Origin of the sequence: Rubrivirga halophila (assembly GCF_046845755.1) — a bacterium.
Classification (GTDB): domain Bacteria; phylum Bacteroidota; class Rhodothermia; order Rhodothermales; family Rubricoccaceae; genus Rubrivirga.
The window spans coordinates 2,524,101-2,545,701 of record NZ_CP177357.1 but is presented as its reverse complement, the minus strand read 5'-3'; the positions used below and the strand labels follow the sequence as shown (position 1 = coordinate 2,545,701).

The following is a 21,601-nucleotide window of genomic DNA, read 5'->3' as shown; positions in this document are numbered from 1 at the left end:
CCGGGGGGCTGTCCACACACCCCCACCTCGATGCGCATCCGTCCCCTCGCCGCGCTGGCGGCCCTCCTGCTGCTGGCCGGCACCGTCCACGCCCAGGGCGTGACGACCTCCGGCCTCTCCGGCTTCGTCTTCGACGAGGCCGGCCAGCCCATCCCGGGCGCCAACGTCGTCGCGGTCCACACCCCGTCGGGCACGCGGTACGCGACCTCGACCCGGGTCGGCGGCGCGTACGCGCTCCCCAACCTGCGCATCGGCGGGCCTTACACCGTCACGGCGACGTTCCTGGGCTACCAGGACGCCGTAGAGTCCGACCTCCAGCTCCAGCTCGGCCAGACGTTCCGCCTCGACCTCACGCTGAGCGAGACCGCCGTCGGGCTGGACGGCGTGACCGTCGAGGGCGTCGCCGACGAGGTGCTGGCGTCCGACCGGACGGGCGCGAGCACCTACATCGACGCCGCCGAGGTCGCCACGCTGCCGACCGTCAACCGCTCCACGCGTGACCTGACGCGCGTCGACCCGCGCTCGGACGGCAACTTCTCGTTCGGCGGCCGCAACTGGCTCTACAACAACGTCACCCTCGACGGCTCGTACTTCAACAACGCTTTCGGCTTGGACGACCCGTCGCCGGGCGGGCAGGCCGGCGCCGAGCCGGTCCCGTACGACGCCATCGAGCAGGTCCAGGTGTCGATCGCCCCCTACGACGTCCGCGAGAGCGGCTTCACGGGCGCGAGCGTCAACCAGGTCACCAAGTCGGGCACGAACCGGCTCACGGCCACGGCCTACACGTTCTACCGCAACGAGGACTTCGTCGGCAACACGGTCTCGGGCAACCCGGTGATCGCCAATCCCGACTTGTCGTTCAGCCAGATCGGGCTGGCGGCGGGCGGGCCGATCGTCCGCGACAAGCTGTTCGTCTACGTCAACGGCGAGCTATCCCGCAGGGATGACCCCGGCACGAACTTCGTCGCCAACCGCGACGGGACGCTCTCGTTCGGCGAGAGCCGCGTCCAGGCAAGCGACCTCGACGCCATCTCGGCGCGCCTTCGCGACGGCTACGGCTACGAGACCGGCGGCTACGACGACTACCTCCGCGCGACCGACAACGACAAGCTGCTCGCGAAGCTGAACTGGAACGTCAACGACTCGAACGAGCTGTCGCTCCGGTACAACTACCTCGACGCCTTCCGCGACCTGACCGTCAACCCGGCGGCCATCTCGTTCGCGAACGCGGGGCGGGGGCCGAACGAGTCGAGCCTGCCGTTCGAGAACGCGGGCTACCGCATCAACAACGAGCTGCACTCCGTCGCGCTCGAGCTCAACAGCCGCTTCGGGGTCAACTCGAACCGCTTTTTCGCCAGCTACAGCCGCTTTCGCGACTTCCGCGAGCCCAAGAGCGCCCCCTTCCCGACGATCGAGATCGTCGAGGGCGGCGTGACCTACACGACGGCCGGCCACGAGCCCTTCTCGATCCGCAACATCCTGGATCAGGACGTGCTCCAGATCACGAACAACCTGACGCTCCCCCTCGGCCAGCACATCGTGACGGGCGGCGCCAACTTTGAGTACTTCTCGTTCTTCAACTCCTTCAACCTCTTCCGCCACGGGCTCTTCCAGCTCCCGTACTTCCTCGACTTCGAGGGCGACGGCATCCCGAACGGCTCCACCTTTTTCGGGGTCGACCAGTTCCTGGCCGTCACCGACCCCGACCTCCCGCTCTGCGGCCCGGGCGCGGACCTCTTCCTCGAGGCCGGCACGTCGTGCCGCGTCGACCTCAACGGGATGGTGACCTCGGAGTCGCTGGCGTTCAAGGGCGAGACGATTGACGTCGGCCAGGTGGGCGTCTACGTGCAGGACGAGTGGCTCGTCTCGCCCCAGCTCAGCCTGACGCTGGGGTTGCGTGTCGACGCGCCGTTCTACGTCACCGAGCCGGTCGCGAATCCGTTCTCGACGGGCCTGACGGCCCTCGACGAGAACGACGCGGCCGAGACCGTCGACCAGGCCGAGCTCCCGGGCGCGGCGCTGCTGTTCTCGCCGCGCCTCGGGTTCAACTACGCCCCGGGCACGGAGCGCTCGACCCAGGTCCGGGGCGGGACCGGCATCTTCACCGGCCGCGTGCCCTTCGTCTGGATCGGGAACGTGATCTCGAACCCGGGCGCGAACCCGAACCTGCCGGGCGCCGAGCCCTACGCCTCGATCCCCGAGGACCTGCGCACGAGCGACGAGGCCACGCTCCAGCAGTCGTTCGACCTCAACGCGATGGACGACGATTTCCGCTACCCGCAGGTCTGGACCACGAACCTCGCCGTCGACCAGCGCCTGCCCGGCGACGCGCTCCTGACGCTGGAGGGGATCTTCGGGAAGGACCTCAACGCCGTCTACATCCGCAACGCCGACTTGCGGACGCCGGTCCGGACGCTCGCCGACGGGCGCCCCTACTTCGGCGGGACCGGTGCCGGCGAGCAGGAGCTCAACCCCGACGGCGGCGCGGGCATCTACGTCATCGACAGCTCGTCGGAGGGCTACAACCTGAGCCTGACGGCCCAGCTCCGGAAGGCGTTCGGGGACAATCTCAACCTGTCCGGCGCCTACGCCTACACGCAGGCCGAGAACCTGTTTTCGACGACCGAGATCGCCTCGGTCCTGTGGGGCTCGAACCCGGTCCAGGGCGACCCCAACCGCCCGCAGCTGGCGCCGGCCCAGTTTGGCCAGCCGCACCGGATTATCGGCACGGCGCTCTACCGGATGGACTGGAGCGAGGCCGCCTCGACCAGCGTCGGCGTGTTCGCGACGCTCGCCAAGGGCAACCAGTTCTTGTACGCGGGCGGCAACCGCTACTCGTTCACGTACTCCGGCGACGTCAACGGCGACGGCTCGGGCGGCAACGACCTGATCTACATCCCGGCCTCGGCCGGCGAGATCCGGTTTTCCGAGACCGACGGCAACGGCGCCTTCGTGGGGACCGCCGCCGATCAGTATGCGGCGCTCGACCGGTTTATCCGGCAGGACGCGTACCTCAGCGCCAACCGGGGAAGCATCGCCGAGCGCAACGGGGCCGTCAACCCGTGGTACTCGTCGGTCGACCTCCGCCTCCTGCAGGACCTCTCGTTCCTGACCGGCGACGCCCGCAACACGTTGCAGCTCAGCCTCGACGTGCAGAACGTGGCGAACCTGATCAGCTCCGACTGGGGCGTGCGCAAGGTCGCCAGCCCGGCTGCCACGTCGCCGCTCTCCCTCGTCGGGTTCGACGGCAGCGGCGAGCCGCTGTTCAACTTCACGGGCCCGGCCGAGACGTTCGTCGACGACCCCAGCGAGTTCTCGCGCTGGCGCGCCCAGGTCGGCATCCGGTACCGCTTCAACTAGGCGCTTGCGCCAGCAGGTGCCCCGTTCGGGCCCGTCGGCTTCGGCTGGCGGGCCCGCTTTTTTTGAGTGGGGGAGGGGCGCGAGCGGCGGAGCGGGGGCGCCGCGCGCGCGTACACCGATCCCGCCTCCGCCCCGACCGATGCCCGGCCCTCCGCCCGACTTCTGGGACGCCCGCTACGCCGAGCCCGCGCTCGCGTACGGCGACGCCCCCAACGACTTTCTCGCCGCCGTCGCCGACCGGCTGGCGTTCAACAGCCGCGTGCTGTGCCTGGCCGAGGGGCAGGGCCGCAACGCGGTCTGGCTCGCCGAGCAGGGCCACGCCGTCACCGCCGTCGACCGCTCAGCCGTGGGGCTCGCGCGAGCCGACGCGCTGGCGGCCGCGCGCGGCGTCGAGATCGAGACCGTCGTGGCCGACCTCGCAGACTTTGAGCCGGGCGAGGCGGCGTGGGACGCCGTCGTGTCCATCTTCGCGCACCTCCCGCCCGACGTGCGGCGCCCGCTCCACCGGCGCGTGGTGGCGGCGCTCCGGCCGGGCGGGCTGTTCATCCTGGAGGCCTACACGCCCGCGCAGACCGCGCGCGACACCGGCGGGCCGTCGGGCCCGGAAGCCGTCGATATCACGATGACGGCGGCGGGGCTGGCGGACGAGCTGGTCGGGCTCGACGCCGAGATCCTGCGCGAGGCCGAGCGTGCGGTCGTCGAGGGGCCGTACCACCGGGGCGACGCGGCCGTCGTGCAGGTGCTGGCGTGGAAGCGAGGGCCCACCAGCCGGGACGCCGCCTAGAGCAACCTGCCGGGTGCTCTGGGGCTCCGAGGCCGAGGGACGCGGTCAAGCCCGACGTTGCCTCCCGTTCGGACATCCCCCACCCCTCCGGGGCACCCCCTTCGAAGGGGGACTTTTTCGTCTCGGGTGGCCTCTCGGGAGTCCCCCTTCGAAGGGGGACGCGGAGCGGAGCGACGCCGGGGGATGTCGGGCCGAGCACGGCGACCGGCCGGGCCGAGAGCGTGCCGCGTCTCCACATCGCGCCCATGCCCTGGACCCACGTGCACATTGCTCTAAACGTCGAACGACACGCCGAAGGTGGGCACCAGCGTCGACTGAAGGCCGCCCCGGACGACCGGGACGAGCACGTTGAAAAAGCCCTGGACCGTCTCCGTCGGTGCGAACCGCGAGCCGAGCGAGAGCAGGACCGTCGTGTCGGTCCCGTCGTCGATGGAGCTGAACGGCTCCTCGACGCGGCCGAGCGCGCCGGCGGTGTCGTCGATCACGTACTGGACGACCGCGCCCGGCGCGCCGAGCTCCGCGTCGACATCGTAGAACCGGGTCGGCTCGCCGACGGTGAGCGCCCCCAGGAGCGACGCCGCGACGTTGACCGTGGGCGAGAGGTTGGCGTCGAGACCGACCGTCGCCAGCGCCGCGTCGGGGTCGCCGGCCGTGCCGCGCCGGTCGTAGCCGAGGTTGACGTGCGCGCCGACGGGGCCGACGCGCGTCGAGCCGAGCACGGCCAGGCGGCCGCCGAACTCGCGCTCGCCGAGCAGGCTGCCGGCGGCCGAGGTCGGGACGGAGAGCACGCCGAGCACGCCCAGCGACGAGCCCTGGGCGGGCACGTGCACCTTGGTCCGGAGCTCGACGGCCGGGACGAACGTCTCGGACATCTCGTAGCGGTAGTCCTCCTCGAGCAGCGGCTCCTCGGAGGTCCCCCCGAAAAAGTGGACCGACGGGTCGCCGCCGGAGTAGGCGAAGATCTCGGCCTCCGCCCGGCCCTCCAGCGCGACCGTCACGACCGGGATCGCGACACCGACCTCGACGCGGTCGGTCAGGCCGTAGTTGGCGAACAGCCCGTAAATCACGGCGTCGACGTTGAGCCGGGGCCGGACGACGAGCAGGTCGCGCTCCAGCGGGTCGTCGCCGATGCCGCCGCCGCCGGCGTCCTGGTGGACGAAGTTGAACGCGACGCCCGAGAGCGGGTCGCCCCGGATGTGGTCGAGCGTCAGCGCCGACACGTTCGCCCCGAGCGTCAGGCGGTGCCGGCCGATGGTGCTGGGCGTCTCCGAGAAGATGGGCCCGAGCGACTCGACCTGCCGGACCGGCGCGCCGCTCGAGAAGTCGTAGGTCACGCCGACCTGCGGCGTGCTCGACGGGAAGGCAGTGACGTTGGCCGCGATAAAGTTGCTCAGCGCGGGGACGAGGACGCGCTCGGCGATGCAGGCGGCTTCGAGGTAGTGCGTGCCGTGCTGGCCCGGGGCGCCCGCCAGCCGGAGCGCGTCGCTGAGGAAAAACGAGAACAGCCCGTCGAAGGTGCTTGCGAGCCCGCTCGGGACGGGCGCGTCGCGGTCGCGGTCGATGGGTGCAGTCGACCCGTGGCAGTGGGCCTGCGCGAGCGCGGGGGGAGGGGAGACGAGGAGGACGAGCAGAGCAAAGAGCCGCATCGAGAAGGGGGAGCCGTTGTCCCCAAACACCGGAGATCGGACGACTTGGGGTCAAGGGGGCTCGGACGGGATTGGCTCCGGTGCCCTATCCTCCGGTCTCCGTCAGCCCGGCTCACCGCGTGGATTCGATCGGCAAGTACACCCTTCTCGGGCCCCTCGGGCGCGGCGGCATGGGCGTCGTGTACCGCGCCCGCGACCCGGTGATCGGGCGCGAGGTCGCGCTCAAGATGATCGTCGACCAGGCCGTCGCCGACCCGGCGGTCCGCCGCCGGTTCCTGGCCGAGGCGCAGCGCGCCGGCTCGCTCAACCACCCCAACATCGTCACCATCTACGACGTGGGCGAGGACGACGGGCGCCCGTTCATCGTCATGGAGATCCTGTCCGGCGACGACCTCCGGCACGTCCTCGACGGCGCGCGCGAGCTGCCGCTGGCGGAGCGGGTCGACATCGCGGTGCAGGCGGCGCGGGGGCTGGCCTTCGCCCACCGCAACGGCGTCCTCCACCGCGACGTGAAGCCCGACAACGTGTTCGTGACCGACACCGGCGTGGTCAAGGTGCTCGACTTCGGGATCGCCCGACTGGAGTCCGACATGGACACCGTCACGCAGGCCGCCGTCGGGACGCCGCGCTACATGTCGCCGGAGCAGATCCGCGGGGAGGCCGTCGACCGGCGCACCGACGTGTACTCGTTCGGCGTGCTCCTCTACGAGCTAATCGGGGGGGCGACGCCGTTCGAGGGGACGCGCGTCCACACGGTGATGCACAAGGTCCTGCACGAGGCGCCGCCGCCGGTGCCGCTCCCGGACGGCGCCCCGCAGGCCCTCCGGGCCGTCGTCGCGCGGTGCCTGGAAAAGGACGCCGACGCCCGCTTCGACTCGCTCGATGAGGCCGCCGACGCCCTGCGCCAGGCGATGGGGACCGGCGCCGCGCCGGCCGTGCACGCGCGGTCCCGACGGTCGCCGGTGCTCGCGGGGGTGGCCGTCGTGGCGGTCGTGGCCGTGGTCGCCGCTGTGTGGGCGATGGGCTCGCGCTCGCCCGACGCCGAGGCCGTCGCCGAGCGGCCCGCCGCCCTCGCGGTCGTCGACACCGCAGGCGTCAGCACGAGCACCGCGTCCGACACGCAAGCGGTCGAGCCGGTCCCCCTGGTGGCCGACGCCGCGCTCGCGGTTCAGGCGCCCGCGCCGGCGCCCATCCCGGTGCTCATCCCGCAGGCCCCGGCCCAGGTCGCCACCCCACCGCCGCCGCGCTCCGAGCCGACCCCGCCGCCGACGGCCGCGCCCGTAGAGGCGCCGCCGCCGCGGCCGGCGCCGGCCCCCGTCCTCGACACGTCGGCCGCCGACCGCCAGCAGGCTGGCGCGGCGCTCGACCGGCTCGCGCGTGCCCTCGCCGCCGGGATGGTGGCGCAGGACGTAGCCGCGCTCCAGCGCGTCCACCCGTTTTACGCCCAGATGGGGGCGTTCTTCCCCATCGCGGACGACGTGCAGGCGACCGCGACGCCCTCCGGGCTGGCCCTCGATGGCGACCGGGCGTCGGCGACGGTCGTGCTCGCGTTCTCGTTCGCCAACACGACGCAGAACCACCGGCGCGAGAGCCAGCGCGTGACGTACGCGTGGACGCTGGCACGTGCGGGGTCGGGCTGGGCGCTCGCGGACGTGGCGGCGCGCTAGCTACCAGCGCTTGGGGGTCGGGAGCGCACCGAGCACGGCGAGGATCTGGTGGTAGACGGCCGAGGCGCCGTCGAGCACCGGTTGCCACAGGCGCACGTCGGGCTCGTCGCCGAGCCCGTCCAGCACGTCGCCGATCACGGACCGCTGGAGCAGGAGCTTGGCCGCCAGCAGGCCCCAGCCGATGGGCGTGCCGAGCGCGATGTGGAGCACGGGCGCGGCCACCCACAGCACGAGGTTCGAAATGTGGACGGCCCCGAGCGCGGCGAGCACAGCGGGCGCGTAGTGCGTCCCGGCGCTGGCGTGGCGCCGCTTCTGTCGCCAGAACGCGCGCCACGTCGGCGGCGCGGGCGTGGGCACCGCCGCCGCCGGATCCCAGACGTAGCGGACGGGCGCGGCGCCGGTCCGGGCCACTTCCTGCACCAACAAGTCGTCGTCGCCGGAGAGCGAGCCGGCCGAGTGCGCGAAGCCACCGAGCCGCGCCAGCAGGTCGCGGGGGTACGAAAAATTGCGGCCGACGGCGTGCCACGGGCGCCCCAGCCCCACGCTCGCCGCCGCGAGCGCCGCCGTCTGCACGGTCTCGTAGCGGACGAAGCGGTTCAGCGCGCCGGGCTCCTGTGTGTAGGGCCCGTAGCCGACCAGGACGGCGCCGTCATCGGCCCCGTCGGCGCCGACGGCCGCTCGCGCGAGGGTCGCCAGCCAGTCCGGCCCGGGCTGCCCGTCGGCGTCGGTGAACGCCAGCCGGGGGTGGTTCGCGGCCTCGACGCCGCGCTCGAGCGCGTGCTTTTTGGGCGGGAGCCCGGCCGCCTCGGGCGCCCCGTGGTCGACGCGGACGACGCGGAGCGGGACGGGAAAGTCGGCGGCGCGCCACTCGGCGAGCGCGCCCGTGCGGTCCGTCGAGCGGTCGTCGACGACCACGACCTCGAACGGGCGGTGCGTCTGCGCCGCGAGCGCGTTGAGGAGGGTCGGCAGCCGCTCGGCCTCGTTGTGCGCGGCGACGACGACGCTGATCGGCAGACCGGCGCCCGCGGCGCCCTCGGCGTGCGCCAGCGGGTCGGGCGCGCTCTCGCGCACGCGGCGCACGCCCACGGCGACGGCCGCCCACACGGCGAGTTGGACGGCGAAGGCGGCGAGGGCGACGGCGAGCACGACGGGACCGGAGGGGGCGCGCAAGATCGCCGGTATCTTGGCCCCGACCGCCCGCCCCATGCCGACGCCGCCCGCCCGCTCGCCAGGACTCCCCGCGATGGGACGGTTCTGGACGGCCGCGAACATGCTGAGCCTGTCGCGCGCCGTGCTCGTGGCGCCGATCGCCGTGCTCGTCTACCAGGGCGGCCCGCTTGGGCCCATGTTCGGGCTCATCGGGCTGGCGATCGCGACCGACTGGTTCGACGGCCGCGTGGCGCGCTGGAGCGACACGGTCAGCGAGTGGGGCAAGGTGCTCGACGCGACGGCCGACAAGCTGGCGGCGGCGGCCGTGACGGTCGCCCTGCTGGTCCGGCCCGAGGAGGCCGGCCCCTCGCTACCGCTGTGGTTCGTCGCCCTCGCCGTCACGCGCGACGCCTTGCTGGCGCTCGGCGGGCTGCTCCAGTCGCGGCGGCTGGGGCGGTTCACGTCGTCGCTGTGGAGCGGGAAGGTGGCCGTGGCCGCGCTGTCGGTGACGGTCATCGCGGCCCTGCTGGAGGCGGCGCCGCGTGTGATGGAGGCGCTCGTCGGGCTGACGGCGGCGGTGATGGTGTACTCCGTGGTCAAGTACGGCGTCCGCTTCGCGGCCGTGATGCGCCACGGCGAGGCGGCGCTCGAGGACGATGGCACGACGCTCCGCGCCGAGCACCGGCTGGTGGGGACGAACGGAGGACAGGAGGGGTAAAGGGGGGGGCGGCCGAGACCGTCAGGCCGCGTTCACCTGCAGCTTCCGCTCCTCTTCTCATCCCCTCCTCGCCTCATTCCGCCCCCTGCGGATCCCCCCGTCCCGTCCGCCGGTACCGTCCCCACACCACCAGCATTCCCCCATGGCCCTGTTCGGGTTTAAGCGCAAAGAGAAGGAGCAGGCCTCGCTCGAGGCCGGGCTCGACAAGACCCGGACCGGGCTCTTCGACAAGCTCAGCCGCGCCGTCGCCGGCAAGGACACCGTCGACGAGGAGGTGCTCGACGACCTCGAGGAGGTGCTCGTGACCTCCGACGTGGGCGTCCAGACGACGGTCGACATCATCGGCCGGATCGAGGCGCGCGTCGCGCGCGACAAGTACGTCTCGACGAAAGAGCTCAACGTGGTCATGCGCGACGAGATCGCCGACCTCATGCTGGACAGCGCCCCCGAGCGCCCGGCCGACTTTGGCGCGCCGCTCCCCAACGCGCCGCACGTGGTGATGGTCGTCGGCGTCAACGGCGTCGGCAAGACGACCTCGATCGGCAAGATCGCGCACCAGTACAAGCAGGCCGGCAAGCGCGTGCTCCTGGGCGCCGCCGACACGTTCCGCGCCGCCGCGACGGAGCAGCTCGACGTGTGGGCCCAGCGCGCCGACGTCGAGATCATCAAGCAGTACCAGGGCGCCGACCCCGCCGCGGTCGCCTTCGACACGCTCGCCGCCGCCAAGTCGCGCGGCGCCGACGTGGTGCTCATCGACACGGCCGGGCGGCTCCACAACCAGGTCGGGCTGATGGACGAGCTGTCGAAGGTCCGCCGCGTGATGGACCGCCAGGTGCCCGGCGCGCCCCACGAAGTGCTCCTCGTGCTCGACGCGAGCACGGGTCAGAACGCGCTCCGCCAGGCCCAGGCCTTTACCGAGGCCGTCGAGGTGACGGGGCTCGTCCTGACCAAGCTCGACGGCACGGCCAAGGGGGGCATCGTCATTGGCATTTCGAACGAGTTCCAGATCCCCGTTAAATACATCGGTGTGGGGGAGGGGATCGACGACCTCCAGGTCTTCGACCGCGCGGCCTTCGTGGCCGCCCTCTTCGGCGACGCCGCCGCGGCCTGACCGCCGCTCGTGACGCCCGCCCGACGGTTCGCCCGCCCGTTCGTACGGCTCGCGGATTGCCCTTGTGTAAGCGCTCCCGTGCACAGCATCTTCCTGACTGCGCCCACACGCGCCCCTGCCTCCACCAGCGCCCTCTCCGAGCCTATGCGCGCTCGTTACTCCTTGGCTTTCCCCGATGTCGTGGGGATGGCTTGCCGTTTTGCCCTGATCGCCCTGGTGGCCATCGGGTCCCCGCTTGCGGTCGCCCAGGCCGCCTACACGCCCGCCTTCGACGTCGAAGTCGCCACGCGCCGCGCCGAGACGGCCAGCGGCCCCGCCTCCCGGCTCGACGTGTACACGGCCGTGCCGAACACCAGCTTGCGGTTCCTGGCGCGCGAGGCCGGCTTCGAGGCCAGCTACGCCGTCACCGTCGAGGTCTACGCGCTCGGCGACGACGGCGAGCAGCAGTCGCTCGTCGTCAGCCGCACCTTCGAGCGCGACGTGACCGCCGAGGCCTACGACGACACCCAGGACTCGGACCGCGAGGACCGCGCCGTGCAGTCGCTGGAGGTCGGGCCGGGCCGCTACGTCGTCGAGGTCGCCATCGAGGACGGCTCGAGTGGTCGGACGCTGTCGCGCGAGGTCGGCCACGTCGTCCGCGACGTGACGAGCGGCGCCGTCGCGCTGTCCGACCCGATGCTCCTCAGCGCCTACGACCCCGCCGCCGGGACGGCCACGCCGATCGTCGGCGCGACGGTCTCGACCGAGGACGACGCCTTCTGGGTGAGCTACGACTTGCACGCCGCCGTCGCGACGCCCGTCCAGGTCACGTACGTCGTCACCGAGCAGTCGCGCGTCCGCGAGCGGCCGTCGTTCGGCGCGCTCCTCGGCCTGGCGCCGCGCCAGCAGGCCGACCTCGGCACGCCGGTCGCCGTGACGGAGCGGCTCGACCTCGAGCCCGGCCGCACGCCCGCCGCCTTCCGCATCGCGACCGAGGGCCTCCAGGTCGGCGACTACACCCTGACCGTCCGGCTCGCGACGCCTGACGGCGCGCTCGTCGCCGAGGCCGACAAGCGATTCGCCGTCCGCTGGATGGGGCTCGACAGCCAGATCGAGGACCTCGACCAGGCCATCGCCCAGCTCCGCTACGTCGCCAAGCCCGACGAACTCGTCGCCATCCGCAACGCGCCTTCGCCCGAGGAGCAGCGCCGCCTCTTCCTGGCCTTCTGGGACCAGCGCGACCCGACGCCCGGCACGCAGCGGAACGAGGAGATGGAGACGTACTACTTCCGCGTCGCCTTCGCCAACGACAAGTACAGCCGCTTCCACGACCGGGGCTGGAACACCGACCGGGGGGAGATCTTCATCCGGTTCGGCGAGCCCGACTACGTCGAGATGCACCCGTTCAACTACGGGACGCGGCCGTACCAGATCTGGAACTACTACGGCCACGGCCGCCGCTTCATCTTCGTCGACGAGTCCGGCGTGGGCGACTTCCGCCTCTTGATCCCGCACTGGGACGACCGGACCCGGATGTAACGGGCGTAGTCTGGGGCTCGCCGCGACCCTCTGCCCATGAGCCCCCGTCCGCCCGCACTCGCGGGACCCCTCCTGCGGGCGCTCGCGGTCGGGCTGCTGGCGGCACTCGCGCTGCCGGCGTCCGCCCAGGCCGTGCGCGGGTTCGTGAGCGACGCCGAGCGCGGGCCGCTGGCGGGCGCGAGCGTCGCCGTCCAACGCGTCGACGCCGCCGACCACTTGCGGGGCGCCGTGACGGACGCCCAGGGGTTTTATGAGGTCGGCGGGCTGGCGCCGGGCCGCTACGTCGTGCGCGCCAGCTACGTCGGGTACGCGGCGGTCCAGGACACGCTGGCGGTGGGCGAGGGGCCCACGACGTGGAGCCCGGTGCTGGTGGCCGGCGACGCGCTCGACGAGGTCGTCGTCCAGGCCGGCGGCGGCGCGGCCGACGTGTCGGGCGGGCTCCAGCGGATCCGCCCGGCCGACCTCGCGCGGATCCCGTCGCCCGACGTGGCGGGCGACCTCGCGGTCTACCTCCAGTCGCTGCCCGGCGTCGTGACCGTCGGCGACCGGGGCGGGGGGCTGTTCGTGCGCGGCGGCACGCCGGCGCAAAACCTCGTCCTCGTCGACGGCGCGCCGGTCTTCCAGCCGTTCCACGTTGTGGGGTTCTTCTCCGCGTTCCCCGAGGACCTGGTCGGCGCGGCCGACTTCTACGCGGGCGGGTTCGGCGCGAAGTACTCCGGCCGGGTGTCGTCCGTGCTCGACGTGACGCTGCGCGAGGGGAGCACCGAGTCGTTCAAGGCCGCCGGGACGGCCGGGCCGTTCGTGGTCTCGGCGCAAGCGGAGGGCCCGCTCGCGAGGGGCCGCTCGTCGTGGATCGCCTCGGCGCGCACGTCGGTCGTGGAGCCGCTCGCGGCGCTCGTCGGCGCGACCGTGCCGCTCCAGTTTTCCGACGGGCTCGTCAAGCTGGCGACGGCGACCGACGCCTCGCGGTGCTCGGCGATGGCGCTGACGACCTACGACCGGGGGCGATTGGCGGAAGACTCGCCCGACGCCTTCGAGTGGCGCAACGTCGTGCTCGGCGGGCGCTGCATCTCGGCCCCGCCCGGCCTCGACGGCCGGGTCGACGTGGCCGCCAGCCTGAGCCACCTCCGCAGCGGCATCGGCGAGGAGGCCGACTTCCTCTTCAGCGAGGGCCGCGAGCGGTCCTCGAAGCTGACCGAAGGCCGCTTTTCGGCCGAGCTGACCCGTTCGCTCGGCGCGGTCCGCCTACGCGCCGGCGCTCGGGCCTCGCTCGTCGTCACCGAGTTCCAACTCGGCGACGCGTCGTCGGCGCGCGAGGACGGGGACTTCCTGCTGGGCGGCGCGGCGCACGTCGAGCTGGACCTCCCGCTCGGGGCGCTCACGCTGACGCCGGGCGTCGCGGCTGTGCTCCGGCCGTATTCGACGGGGGCCGGCCTCGAGCCCCGCCTCCGCGCCTCGTACCTGCCGTCGGGGCGGCTCGGGCCCGAGATCTCCGCCGCCGCCGGGCTCTACCGCCAGTCGCTCGTCGGGCTCACCGACGAGCGCGACGCCGCCAGCCCCTTTATCGCCTGGACCGGCCCGCCGCCCGGTTTCGACGAGCAGCGCGCCGTCCACGTCCTGGGCGGGGCGACCGTCCCGGTCACCCGGAATCTGCGCATCGGCGCCGAGGCGTACGGCCGCCGCATCGACGGGCTGCCGGTGCCGATCTGGAGCGCGCGGACCCAGTTCACGCTGTTGCCGACCGAGGCCCGGAGCACCTCGTACGGCGCCGACGCACGGCTGGAGTGGACCGCCGGCCCGGTCTATACCTATCTCTCGTACGCCTTCGGAGTCACGACGTACGAAGCCGTCGACGGCGCGTTTCTGGTGCGCGGCGGGACCTCGTACACCGAGTACAACCCCGCGCACGACCGGCGTCACCAGGTCCAACTCGCGGTCAGCGCGGACGTGGGGGCCGTCAACGTGGGCGCGCGGTGGCAGATCGGGTCGGGCTTGCCGTACACGCGGCCGTACGGCTACGACACCGTCGTCCCGCCGTTCGGGCTCCCCGAGGTCGTCTTCCAGCCCGGCTTCCCGCGCGTCGTGTTCGAGCGGCCGTTCAACGGGCGCCTGCCCGCGTACCACCGCCTCGACCTCTCGGCCGGGACCGCGTTCGACCTCGGCTCGCGCGCCGCGCTCGACGTCCGGGCGGGCGCCGTCAACGCTTACAACCGGGCCAACGTCTTCTACTACGACGTCTTTCGGGGGCGCCGCGTCGACCAGCTCCCGATCGTGCCCTACGTGTCGGCCCGCCTGCGGACGCGATGAGAGCCTGGGTCCTCCTCCTGCTAGCGCTGGCCGCGTGCGAGTCATCGTTCGACCCCATCGCGCCCTCCGACCTCCACTTTTCGCTGAGCGGCTACCTCGACGCCTCCGCCGACACGCACTGGATCCGGGTCGAGCCCTTCGGGCGGACCGCCGAGACGACCGCTGCGCCCATCGACGCGGTCGTGACGCTCGATGGGCCTGGCGGCGTGGTCGAGTTTCGCCAGCAGGTCCGCCTGTTCGTCACCGGCCCCGCGCATCTGTTCTGGACCACGGCCGACGTCGAGCCCGGGCAGGTGTATCGCGTGCGCGCCCGGGCGCCCGACGGAGCGACGACGACCGCGCCGGTCGCCATTCCAGACACGGCAGGCGTCACGATCGACGTGATCGCGACCGCCACCTCGTGCCCGATCGTGGTGAGCGTTGCCGGTGCCGAGCGGGTGGCGGATGTCCAGTCGGTCTACGAGGTCCTGCGGCGAGGCCAGCGTCGCACGTCCATTCGTTCGTACAACGACTTTGTCCGGACCCGGGCGGGGGGCGCGCTGCAAGCGTCCGTCTACCCGGGCAGCGACCTCCGCGCGATCGGGCTCTCGCCGGACGACGCCCTGCTCGCCGCGAGCGTGAAGGTGGCCATCGCCACGGCGGACTGGCCGCTCACGCGCGGGCAGTCCATCGAAGACGTGCTGTTGCTGGAGTCCACCGGATTGGATCAGGGTGTCGGGTTCGTCGGCGGTGTGGTCACGTGGACCGTTCCGTTTGCCCCTCGAGAGTGCTACGGCCCCTCCCCGGAATGAGGCGGCTCGCGACCCTGTGCCTCGGCCTGCTCGCGGCGCTGGCGGCGTGCGAGGTCCCCTTCGACCCGATCGTGCCGTCGGACCTGGTGTTCTCGTTCAGCGGCTACCTCGACGCCTCGGCCGACACGCAGGTCGTCCGCGTCGAGCCCGTGGCCCGGACGGCCGAGGGCGAGCCCGGCCGGATCGACGCCGAGGTCACGCTCACCGACCTCGACTCCGGCGCGCGCGTGGTGCTGGCGCAAGACGTGCGGACGTTCCCGACCGGCCCGGCCCACTTGTTCCGGACCGCCGCCCCGATCGTGCCCGGCGGTCGGTACCGCTTGGTCGCCCGGCGCAGCGACGGGGCCGAGTCGGCGACGGACGTGGAGGTCCCGGAGGACGACGCCTACTCGATCGCCGTCGAGACCGGCCGCGAGACGTGCCCGACCTCGGTCGTCATCACCGGCGCCGAGCGCGTGGTCGACGTGCAAGCGCGGTACCGCATTTTCCAGGACGGCCAGATCGTCGAGCGCCGCTACTCGCACGCCGGCACCTTCGAGCGGCTCGACGACGGCTCGCTCCGGGCCAAGATCTACTACGCCGACGACGCCGCCGCGATGGGCCTCGATCCGCTGTCCCTCGCCGACGTGATCTCGTCCGACCTCGTCGTGGCCGTCTCGACCTCGGCGTGGCCCGACCCGGTCGGGCTGTCGCTCGAGGACATCTTGCAGATCGGGAGCGTCGGCGTCGACAACGGGCTGGGCTTCGTCGGCGGGGCCATCACCGAGCGGCGCCCGTTCGTGCCGGGCATCATCAAGCTCGGGTTCGGCCCGACCGCCCAGACCCTGCCCTGCACCGCTCGATAACCTATTCTGCGGGCATGGCCCGTCGACTCCCAGTGCTCCTGATGGCGCTCGCGCTCGCCGCGTGCGAGGCGCCGCTCGACCCCATCGAGCCGTCCAGTCTGGTGTTCGCGATGAGCGGGTACCTCGACGTGACCGCCGACACGCAGACCGTTCGCGTCGAGCCGTTCGCGCGGGAGGCCGTCAGCACGCCGGGGCCGATCGACGCGACGGTCGAGCTGGTCGACCCCGACGGCGACCGGCACGCCATGACCCAGCTCGTTCGCGACTTCCCGACGGGCCCGGGCCACCTGTTCTGGACGACGGCGCCGATCGAGGCCGGGGCCACGTACCGCGTCGTCGCCACGGACGCGGCCGGCGCCACGGCCACCGCGACCGTCCGCATGCCCGACGACGCCGACCTCGCGTTCGAGCTGATCGACGGCCCGCTGTTCTGCCCGACGCTCGTCGCCGTCACCGGCGCCGCGCGCGTGGTGGACGTGCAGGCGCGGTACCGGCTCGAAGGGCCCGGCCGCGTCGGCGAGCGGTACCGCTTCAGCAAGCTCGCGTCGCTGCGGCAGAGCGCCGCCGGCACGCTCGACGCGACGGTCTACTTCGGCGACGACGCCGACGTCATGGAGATCGACGGCCTGCCGGGCGCGTACCCGGTCGCCGCCGAGTTCGCCGTCGCCGTCGGCACCGACGACTGGCCCGACGTGGAGGGCCTGACGTTGGAAGGGGCGCTGGCGGCGGCGGAGCTGGGCAACGTCGAGCACGGGACGGGCTTCGTCGGCGGCGTCATCACGCGGGCGATCCCGTTCCGGCCGGGCTACGGGCTGATCCCGCCGTTCGAGGGCAGCGGCATCGAGCCCGAGCCCTGCAACTCGGAATAGCCGGGGGCCGGCGATCACGAGTCGGCTCAGTCCGGCCGGTGCGAAGCGAGTTCACCGGGTCGACGTGCATCCGCCGTCCGCCAGCGGGACCTTCCGGCTCCCGACCCCCGACCCGCCATGGCCGACTCCCCCCGCATTGTCTTTATGGGCACGCCCGACTTTGCCGTGCCGTCGCTCGACGCGCTCGTCGAAGCCGGGCTGGCGCCGGTCGCCGTCGTCACGGTCCCCGACAAACCGGCGGGGCGGGGGCAGAAGGTCCGCGAGTCGGCGGTCAAGCAGGCCGCCGCGCGGCACGGGCTCCCGATCGTGCAGCCTGTCTCGGTCAAGGACCCGGCGTTCGCCGCCGAGGTCGACCGGCTGGCGCCCGAGATCCTCGTCGTCGTGGCGTTCCAGATCCTGCCGCCCGCCGTGTACGAGACGGCCCGGCTCGGGGCCTTCAATCTGCACGGCTCGCTCCTGCCTGCGTACCGCGGCGCCGCGCCGCTCCAGCGCGCGCTGATGGACGGCGTCGAGGAGACCGGCGTGACGACGTTCTTCCTGCAGCAGAGCGTCGACACCGGCAACGTCATCCTGCGCCGCGCCATCGCCGTCGGGCCCGACGACACCGCGGGCGACGTCCACGACCGGCTCGCGGAGGTCGGCGCCGAGGCCGTGGTCGAGACCGTGCGCCGGATCGCGGCGGGGACGGCCGTGGGGGAGCCCCAGGACGACACGCTCGCCAGCCCGGCTCCCAAGATCTTCCGCGAGGACGGCCGGCTCGACTGGACGCAGCCCGCGGTGCGCGTCCACAACCACGTCCGCGCGCTCGCGCCGGTCCCCGGCGCGTGGACCGAGTGGGACGGCGAGACGCTCAAGATCTTGCAGACCACGCCGACCGAGGGCGGGGGCGAGCCCGGCGCGGTGACCGTCGACGAGGGCCGGATCGTGGTCGCGTGCGGCGAGGGCGCCGTCGAGGTGCTCGCGCTTCAGCGCCAGGGCAAGCGCCGCCTGGACGCCGCCGACTTTTTAAACGGCGTCGACCTGGACGGCGCGCGGTTCGGCGCCTGACGGAGAACGGAAGAGTAGAGGAGGGGAGAAGAGGACCTTCGGTCGACAGCCTCTCTGTCCTCTTCTCCGCTGTTCGTCGTCTCCTCTTCTCTCGGCCCGCCCCGCCCGCACGCGCGCCGAGGTGGACCGAGCCGCCGTCACCCATCCCGCCCGGCGGTATCCTCCGCACCACGGCCGACGATCGGCCGTTCCGCCGCGCCCGACGCCCTCCGCATGACTCCGACTGCCGTCCCTGCCGCCGCCCCCGACCTCGGGGCCCTCACCGAGCGTGTCGCCGCCGACGCCCGCTTTGTCCGGCCGCTCCTGGACGCCGTCGGCCGCGTCGTCGTCGGGCAGGAGACGATGGTCGAGCGCCTGCTGATCGGGCTGCTCACCGGCGGGCACGTCTTGCTCGAGGGCGTCCCCGGGCTGGCCAAGACGCTGACTGTCTCGACCCTCGCCGCGGCCGTCGACGCCAAGTTCCAGCGCGTCCAGTTCACGCCCGACCTCTTGCCGGCCGACCTGTTGGGTACGCTCGTCTTCCACCAGGGCGACGGGAGCTTCCGGGTCAAGAAGGGGCCCATCTTCGCGAACGTGATCCTGGCCGACGAGGTCAACCGGGCGCCCGCGAAGGTGCAGAGCGCGCTGCTCGAGGCCATGCAGGAGCGCCAGGTGACGATCGGCGAGACCACCTTCCCGCTGCCCCGCCCGTTCCTGGTGCTGGCGACGCAGAACCCGATTGAGCAGGAGGGCACGTACCCGCTGCCCGAGGCCCAGGTCGACCGCTTCATGCTCAAGACCGTCGTGGACTACCCGACGCGCGACCAGGAGCTCGAGATCATGCGCCGGATGTCGCGCGCGACGGCGCTCCCGCCGACCGCGCCCGTCGTGTCGCCCGAGGACATCCTGCGCGCCCGGGCGACCGTCGGCGCCGTCTACCTCGACGCCCGCGTCGAGGAGTACATCGTCGACCTGGTGCTGGCGACGCGCGACCCCGGGAAGTACAAGCTGTCCGACTTACGCGGGCTCGTGCAGTACGGCGCCAGCCCGCGCGCCTCGATCGCGCTCGCCCTCGCCGCCCGCGCCCACGCCTTCCTGGCCGGTCGCGCGTATGCCACGCCCGACGACGTCCGCGCCATCGCGCTCGACGTGCTCCGTCATCGCGTCGCGGTCACGTACGAGGCCGAGGCCGAAGAGGTCACCTCCGAGGCCATCGTCGGCCGCGTGCTGGCGGCGGTCGCCGTCCCCTAGGGCGTGTGGACATTCACCGAGATCGGCTCTCGCGGGCCAGATTCCGCCGTCGCCGCGTCCCGGTTGTCGTCCGGGGCCACGGCCCCGCACTCCTCACGCTCCTTGCGACGCCGAAGTCGTGACCTCGCGCGAGCTTGACCTCGCAATTGTCCACACGCCCTAGCGCTCGGCGCCGGTCCTTTGCGGGCCCCGACGCGCCTCCCTCCCCGTCATGCGCAAGCCCCTGCCGTTCCGCCGCGAGTCCATCGCCGTCGCCGCCCTGGTGGCCCGCCTGCGCGAGCGGGTCGGCCTGGCCATCGAGCCCGTCGCGGGCGTCGACCCGGGCGACCGCGTCGTGCGGGTGCGCCACGTGCACCGGCCCGGCCTGGTGCTGGCGGGGTACACCGAGCACTTCGAGCACCAGCGCATCCAGATCCTGGGCAACACGGAGTCCCGGTTTCTCGCGTGGCTCGGCGACGGGGCGGCCGAGGCGTTCGCCCGGCTCCTCGCCTTCGACCCGCCGTGCGTGGTGCTGACCGCCGGCAACGACCTCGACGACGAGCTGGTGGCGGTCGCCGTCGAGGCCGGCGTACCGGTCTTCCGGACACCCGAGCCGACGGTCCCGTTTATGGGCGTCTTGCGCGACGTGCTCGCCGATCAGTTTGCCGAGCAACTCACCGTCCACGGCTCGCTCGTCGACGTGTACGGCATCGGTCTGCTGTTGACGGGGCCGGCGGGTATCGGAAAGTCCGAGATGGCCCTCGACCTCGTGGAGCGCGGCCACCGCCTGGTCGCCGACGACGTGGTGATGGCGACGCGGAAGGGGGGTGGCGTCGTGATGGGCGCGGGGACGAACCTGACGGAGCACTTTATGGAGGTCCGCGGCCTGGGCCTCATCGACGTCAAGGCCATGTTCGGGGTCCGCGCGATTCGGTACCAGAAGCGCATCGAGGTCGTCGTCAAGATCCACCCGTGGGACGAGGACGAGGAGTACACGCGGATCGAGATGGTGACCGAGACCGAGCCCATCCTGGGCGTCGAACTGCCCATCGTGAAACTGCCGATCACGCCGGGGAAGAACGTGACGGTGATCTGCGAGGTGATCGCGATGAACCACCTCCTGCGGCACTACGGCTACGACCCGGCCAAGGCGTTTTCGGATCGGTTGCGCGACCGGATCGAAAAGAACGCCTCGGGCGCCAGCGACGGCCGCGGCATCGAGTGGTTCGAGCACGACTACGAGTAAAAAATCGGCGGCCTCTGCGAGGGGAGCGGCCCGTCCCCGAGCGCGGCTCGCACGGCGTGCCGCGGGCCGGCGGCTTTAGCACCCGCCCAAAACGGAACGCAAAGGGCGCTGGCGTGAGGAGATAGCCGGAAGCTCAGGAAGGACAGTTGCCGTCGCCCCGGGCGTTCCCCTATGTTGACGGCCGCCCGTGAGAGCGCTTCCACCACGAGCCCCCCGGGCTCGGCGCCCGTCGGCCGATGTCGGCCCGGTTGTTGCGGTGGACGTGAAACGCATGGGCCTCCCGCGCCCCGCTCGGCCGCACGTGCCGCCGGCGGGGCCTGGGAGCTCCCTCCGCTCCCCCTCCTCCATGGCCGACAACCGCTTCTTCTTTTACGACCACGACGCCTGCACCTTCGTCGAGGTCGAGCCCAGCCGGAAGGGCCTGTGGCTCAAGGCGGGCGCCGTTCTGTGCCTCTCGCTCGTGCTCAGCGCCGTCGGCGTGGGCGTCCTGTCGAGCGTGATGACGTCGCCGGCCGAGGTGGCGCAGGCCGAGGAGATCGACGCGCTGCGCGGGCAGCTCGCGTCGGCGCACTCCCAGCTGACCGGGTTCTCCGAGGAGCTGGAAGAGCTGGCCGAGACCGACCGCGAGATCTACCGGACCGTCCTCAACGCCGAGCCGATCTCCGAGGACGAGTTCCAGCTCGGCGTCGGCGGCGCCAGCGACGACCGCTTCGCGCGCTACTCGACGCCGACGGCGGAGCTGCTCACCGAGACCGCCGAGACGTTCGACCGCCTGGAGCGCCAGCTCGAGCTCCAGAGCCGCTCGTACGACGAGATCCGCTCGCTGGCGACCGACCGCGACGCCGTGCTCCGCCAGCAACCGGCGATCCTGCCGCTCAAGGGCGCCCGACTCACGTCCGGCTTCGGCATGCGCTTCCACCCGATCCTGCGCGTCTCCCGGATGCACGCCGGCGTCGACTTCCCGACGCCCGTCGGCACGCCGCTGTACGCGGCCGGCGACGGCACGGTCAGCTTCGTCGGCACCAAGGGCGGGTACGGGAACGTGATCGAGGTCGACCACCCGCTGGCGGGCAAGGTCACGCGCTACGCCCACCTCTCGCGCGTCGCCGACGGCGTGCGCGTGGGCTCGGCCGTCCAGCGCGGCCAGACCGTCGCGTACTCCGGCAACACGGGCCTGTCGACGGCGCCGCACCTCCACTACGAGGTCCGCCTGCTTAACGAGGCCCGCACGCCGATCAACCCCGTTGCGACGTTCGTGCCGGACGTGACGCCGGCGCAGTACCGCGAGCTGTTGGAGGCCGCCCGCTCGCAGACGATCTCGTTCGACTAGTCGG

16 protein-coding genes are annotated in these 21,601 nt (G+C 72.5%); 14 read left to right on the top strand and 2 right to left on the bottom strand.

Going from position 1 to position 21,601, the window contains the following annotated elements:
• Nucleotides 1-30: 30 nt before the first annotated feature.
• Complete coding sequence (locus ACLIRP_RS11300; protein WP_412060554.1) at nt 31-3,360, top strand: carboxypeptidase regulatory-like domain-containing protein; 3,330 nt, start codon at nt 31-33, stop codon at nt 3,358-3,360.
• Nucleotides 3,361-3,499: 139 nt separating this feature from the next.
• Entirely contained in the window at nt 3,500-4,144 is a 645-nt protein-coding gene (locus ACLIRP_RS11295; RefSeq protein WP_412060553.1) for an SAM-dependent methyltransferase, read from the top strand.
• Nucleotides 4,145-4,416: 272 nt separating this feature from the next.
• Here the strand turns inward: ACLIRP_RS11295 and ACLIRP_RS11290 are convergent, their stop codons facing one another.
• A complete protein-coding gene (locus ACLIRP_RS11290) occupies nt 4,417-5,790 on the bottom strand; it encodes a hypothetical protein (protein ID WP_412060552.1) in 1,374 nt (457 codons plus the stop codon).
• A gap of 119 nt (nt 5,791-5,909) precedes the next feature.
• Between ACLIRP_RS11290 and ACLIRP_RS11285 the strand changes: the two genes are divergently transcribed.
• Nucleotides 5,910-7,457 (top strand): serine/threonine-protein kinase, encoded by a 1,548-nt coding sequence (locus ACLIRP_RS11285; protein WP_412060551.1) that lies wholly within the window; start codon nt 5,910-5,912, stop codon nt 7,455-7,457.
• On the opposite strand, the gene ACLIRP_RS11280 is transcribed toward ACLIRP_RS11285, so the two are convergent.
• Nucleotides 7,458-8,603 (bottom strand): glycosyltransferase, encoded by a 1,146-nt coding sequence (locus ACLIRP_RS11280; protein WP_412060550.1) that lies wholly within the window; start codon nt 8,601-8,603, stop codon nt 7,458-7,460.
• A 58-nt stretch (nt 8,604-8,661) separates the two neighbouring features.
• On the opposite strand from ACLIRP_RS11280, the gene ACLIRP_RS11275 reads away from it, so the two are divergent.
• The 11 genes from ACLIRP_RS11275 to ACLIRP_RS11225 all read left to right on the top strand — a co-directional run bounded on the left by ACLIRP_RS11275 (nt 8,662) and on the right by ACLIRP_RS11225 (nt 21,597).
• Nucleotides 8,662-9,324, top strand: a complete 663-nt coding sequence (locus ACLIRP_RS11275) for a CDP-alcohol phosphatidyltransferase family protein (RefSeq protein ID WP_412060549.1) — start codon at nt 8,662-8,664, stop codon at nt 9,322-9,324.
• Between the two features lie 142 nt (nt 9,325-9,466).
• Complete coding sequence (gene ftsY / locus ACLIRP_RS11270) at nt 9,467-10,435, top strand: signal recognition particle-docking protein FtsY (protein WP_412060548.1); 969 nt, start codon at nt 9,467-9,469, stop codon at nt 10,433-10,435.
• 186 nt (nt 10,436-10,621) lie between these two features.
• The gene (locus tag ACLIRP_RS11265; protein WP_412060547.1) at nt 10,622-11,953 is read left to right on the top strand and encodes a GWxTD domain-containing protein; all 1,332 of its coding nucleotides are present in this window, start codon (nt 10,622-10,624) and stop codon (nt 11,951-11,953) included.
• A 36-nt stretch (nt 11,954-11,989) separates the two neighbouring features.
• Nucleotides 11,990-14,260 carry a TonB-dependent receptor gene (locus ACLIRP_RS11260; RefSeq protein WP_412060546.1) on the top strand — a complete coding sequence of 757 codons (2,271 nt, stop codon included), beginning with the start codon at nt 11,990-11,992 and terminating at the stop codon, nt 14,258-14,260.
• Nucleotides 14,257-15,051 (top strand): hypothetical protein, encoded by a 795-nt coding sequence (locus ACLIRP_RS11255; protein WP_412060545.1) that lies wholly within the window; start codon nt 14,257-14,259, stop codon nt 15,049-15,051. The genes ACLIRP_RS11260 and ACLIRP_RS11255 overlap by 4 nt, the downstream gene beginning before the upstream one ends.
• Nucleotides 15,048-15,896, top strand: a complete 849-nt coding sequence (locus ACLIRP_RS11250) for a hypothetical protein (RefSeq protein WP_412060544.1) — start codon at nt 15,048-15,050, stop codon at nt 15,894-15,896. The genes ACLIRP_RS11255 and ACLIRP_RS11250 overlap by 4 nt, the downstream gene beginning before the upstream one ends.
• Nucleotides 15,897-15,910: 14 nt before the next feature.
• A complete protein-coding gene (locus ACLIRP_RS11245; protein WP_412060543.1) occupies nt 15,911-16,765 on the top strand; it encodes a hypothetical protein in 855 nt (284 codons plus the stop codon).
• A 117-nt stretch (nt 16,766-16,882) separates the two neighbouring features.
• Nucleotides 16,883-17,812 (top strand): methionyl-tRNA formyltransferase, encoded by a 930-nt coding sequence (gene fmt, locus ACLIRP_RS11240; protein WP_412060542.1) that lies wholly within the window; start codon nt 16,883-16,885, stop codon nt 17,810-17,812.
• Nucleotides 17,813-18,025: 213 nt separating this feature from the next.
• Entirely contained in the window at nt 18,026-19,042 is a 1,017-nt protein-coding gene (locus ACLIRP_RS11235) for an AAA family ATPase (RefSeq protein ID WP_412060541.1), read from the top strand.
• Nucleotides 19,043-19,253: 211 nt separating this feature from the next.
• On the top strand, nt 19,254-20,267 hold the full coding sequence (gene hprK, locus ACLIRP_RS11230) for an HPr(Ser) kinase/phosphatase (RefSeq protein WP_412060540.1): 1,014 nt from the start codon (nt 19,254-19,256) through the stop codon (nt 20,265-20,267).
• Between the two features lie 346 nt (nt 20,268-20,613).
• A complete protein-coding gene (locus ACLIRP_RS11225; protein ID WP_412060539.1) occupies nt 20,614-21,597 on the top strand; it encodes a M23 family metallopeptidase in 984 nt (327 codons plus the stop codon).
• The last annotated feature ends 4 nt before the right edge of the window (nt 21,598-21,601 follow it).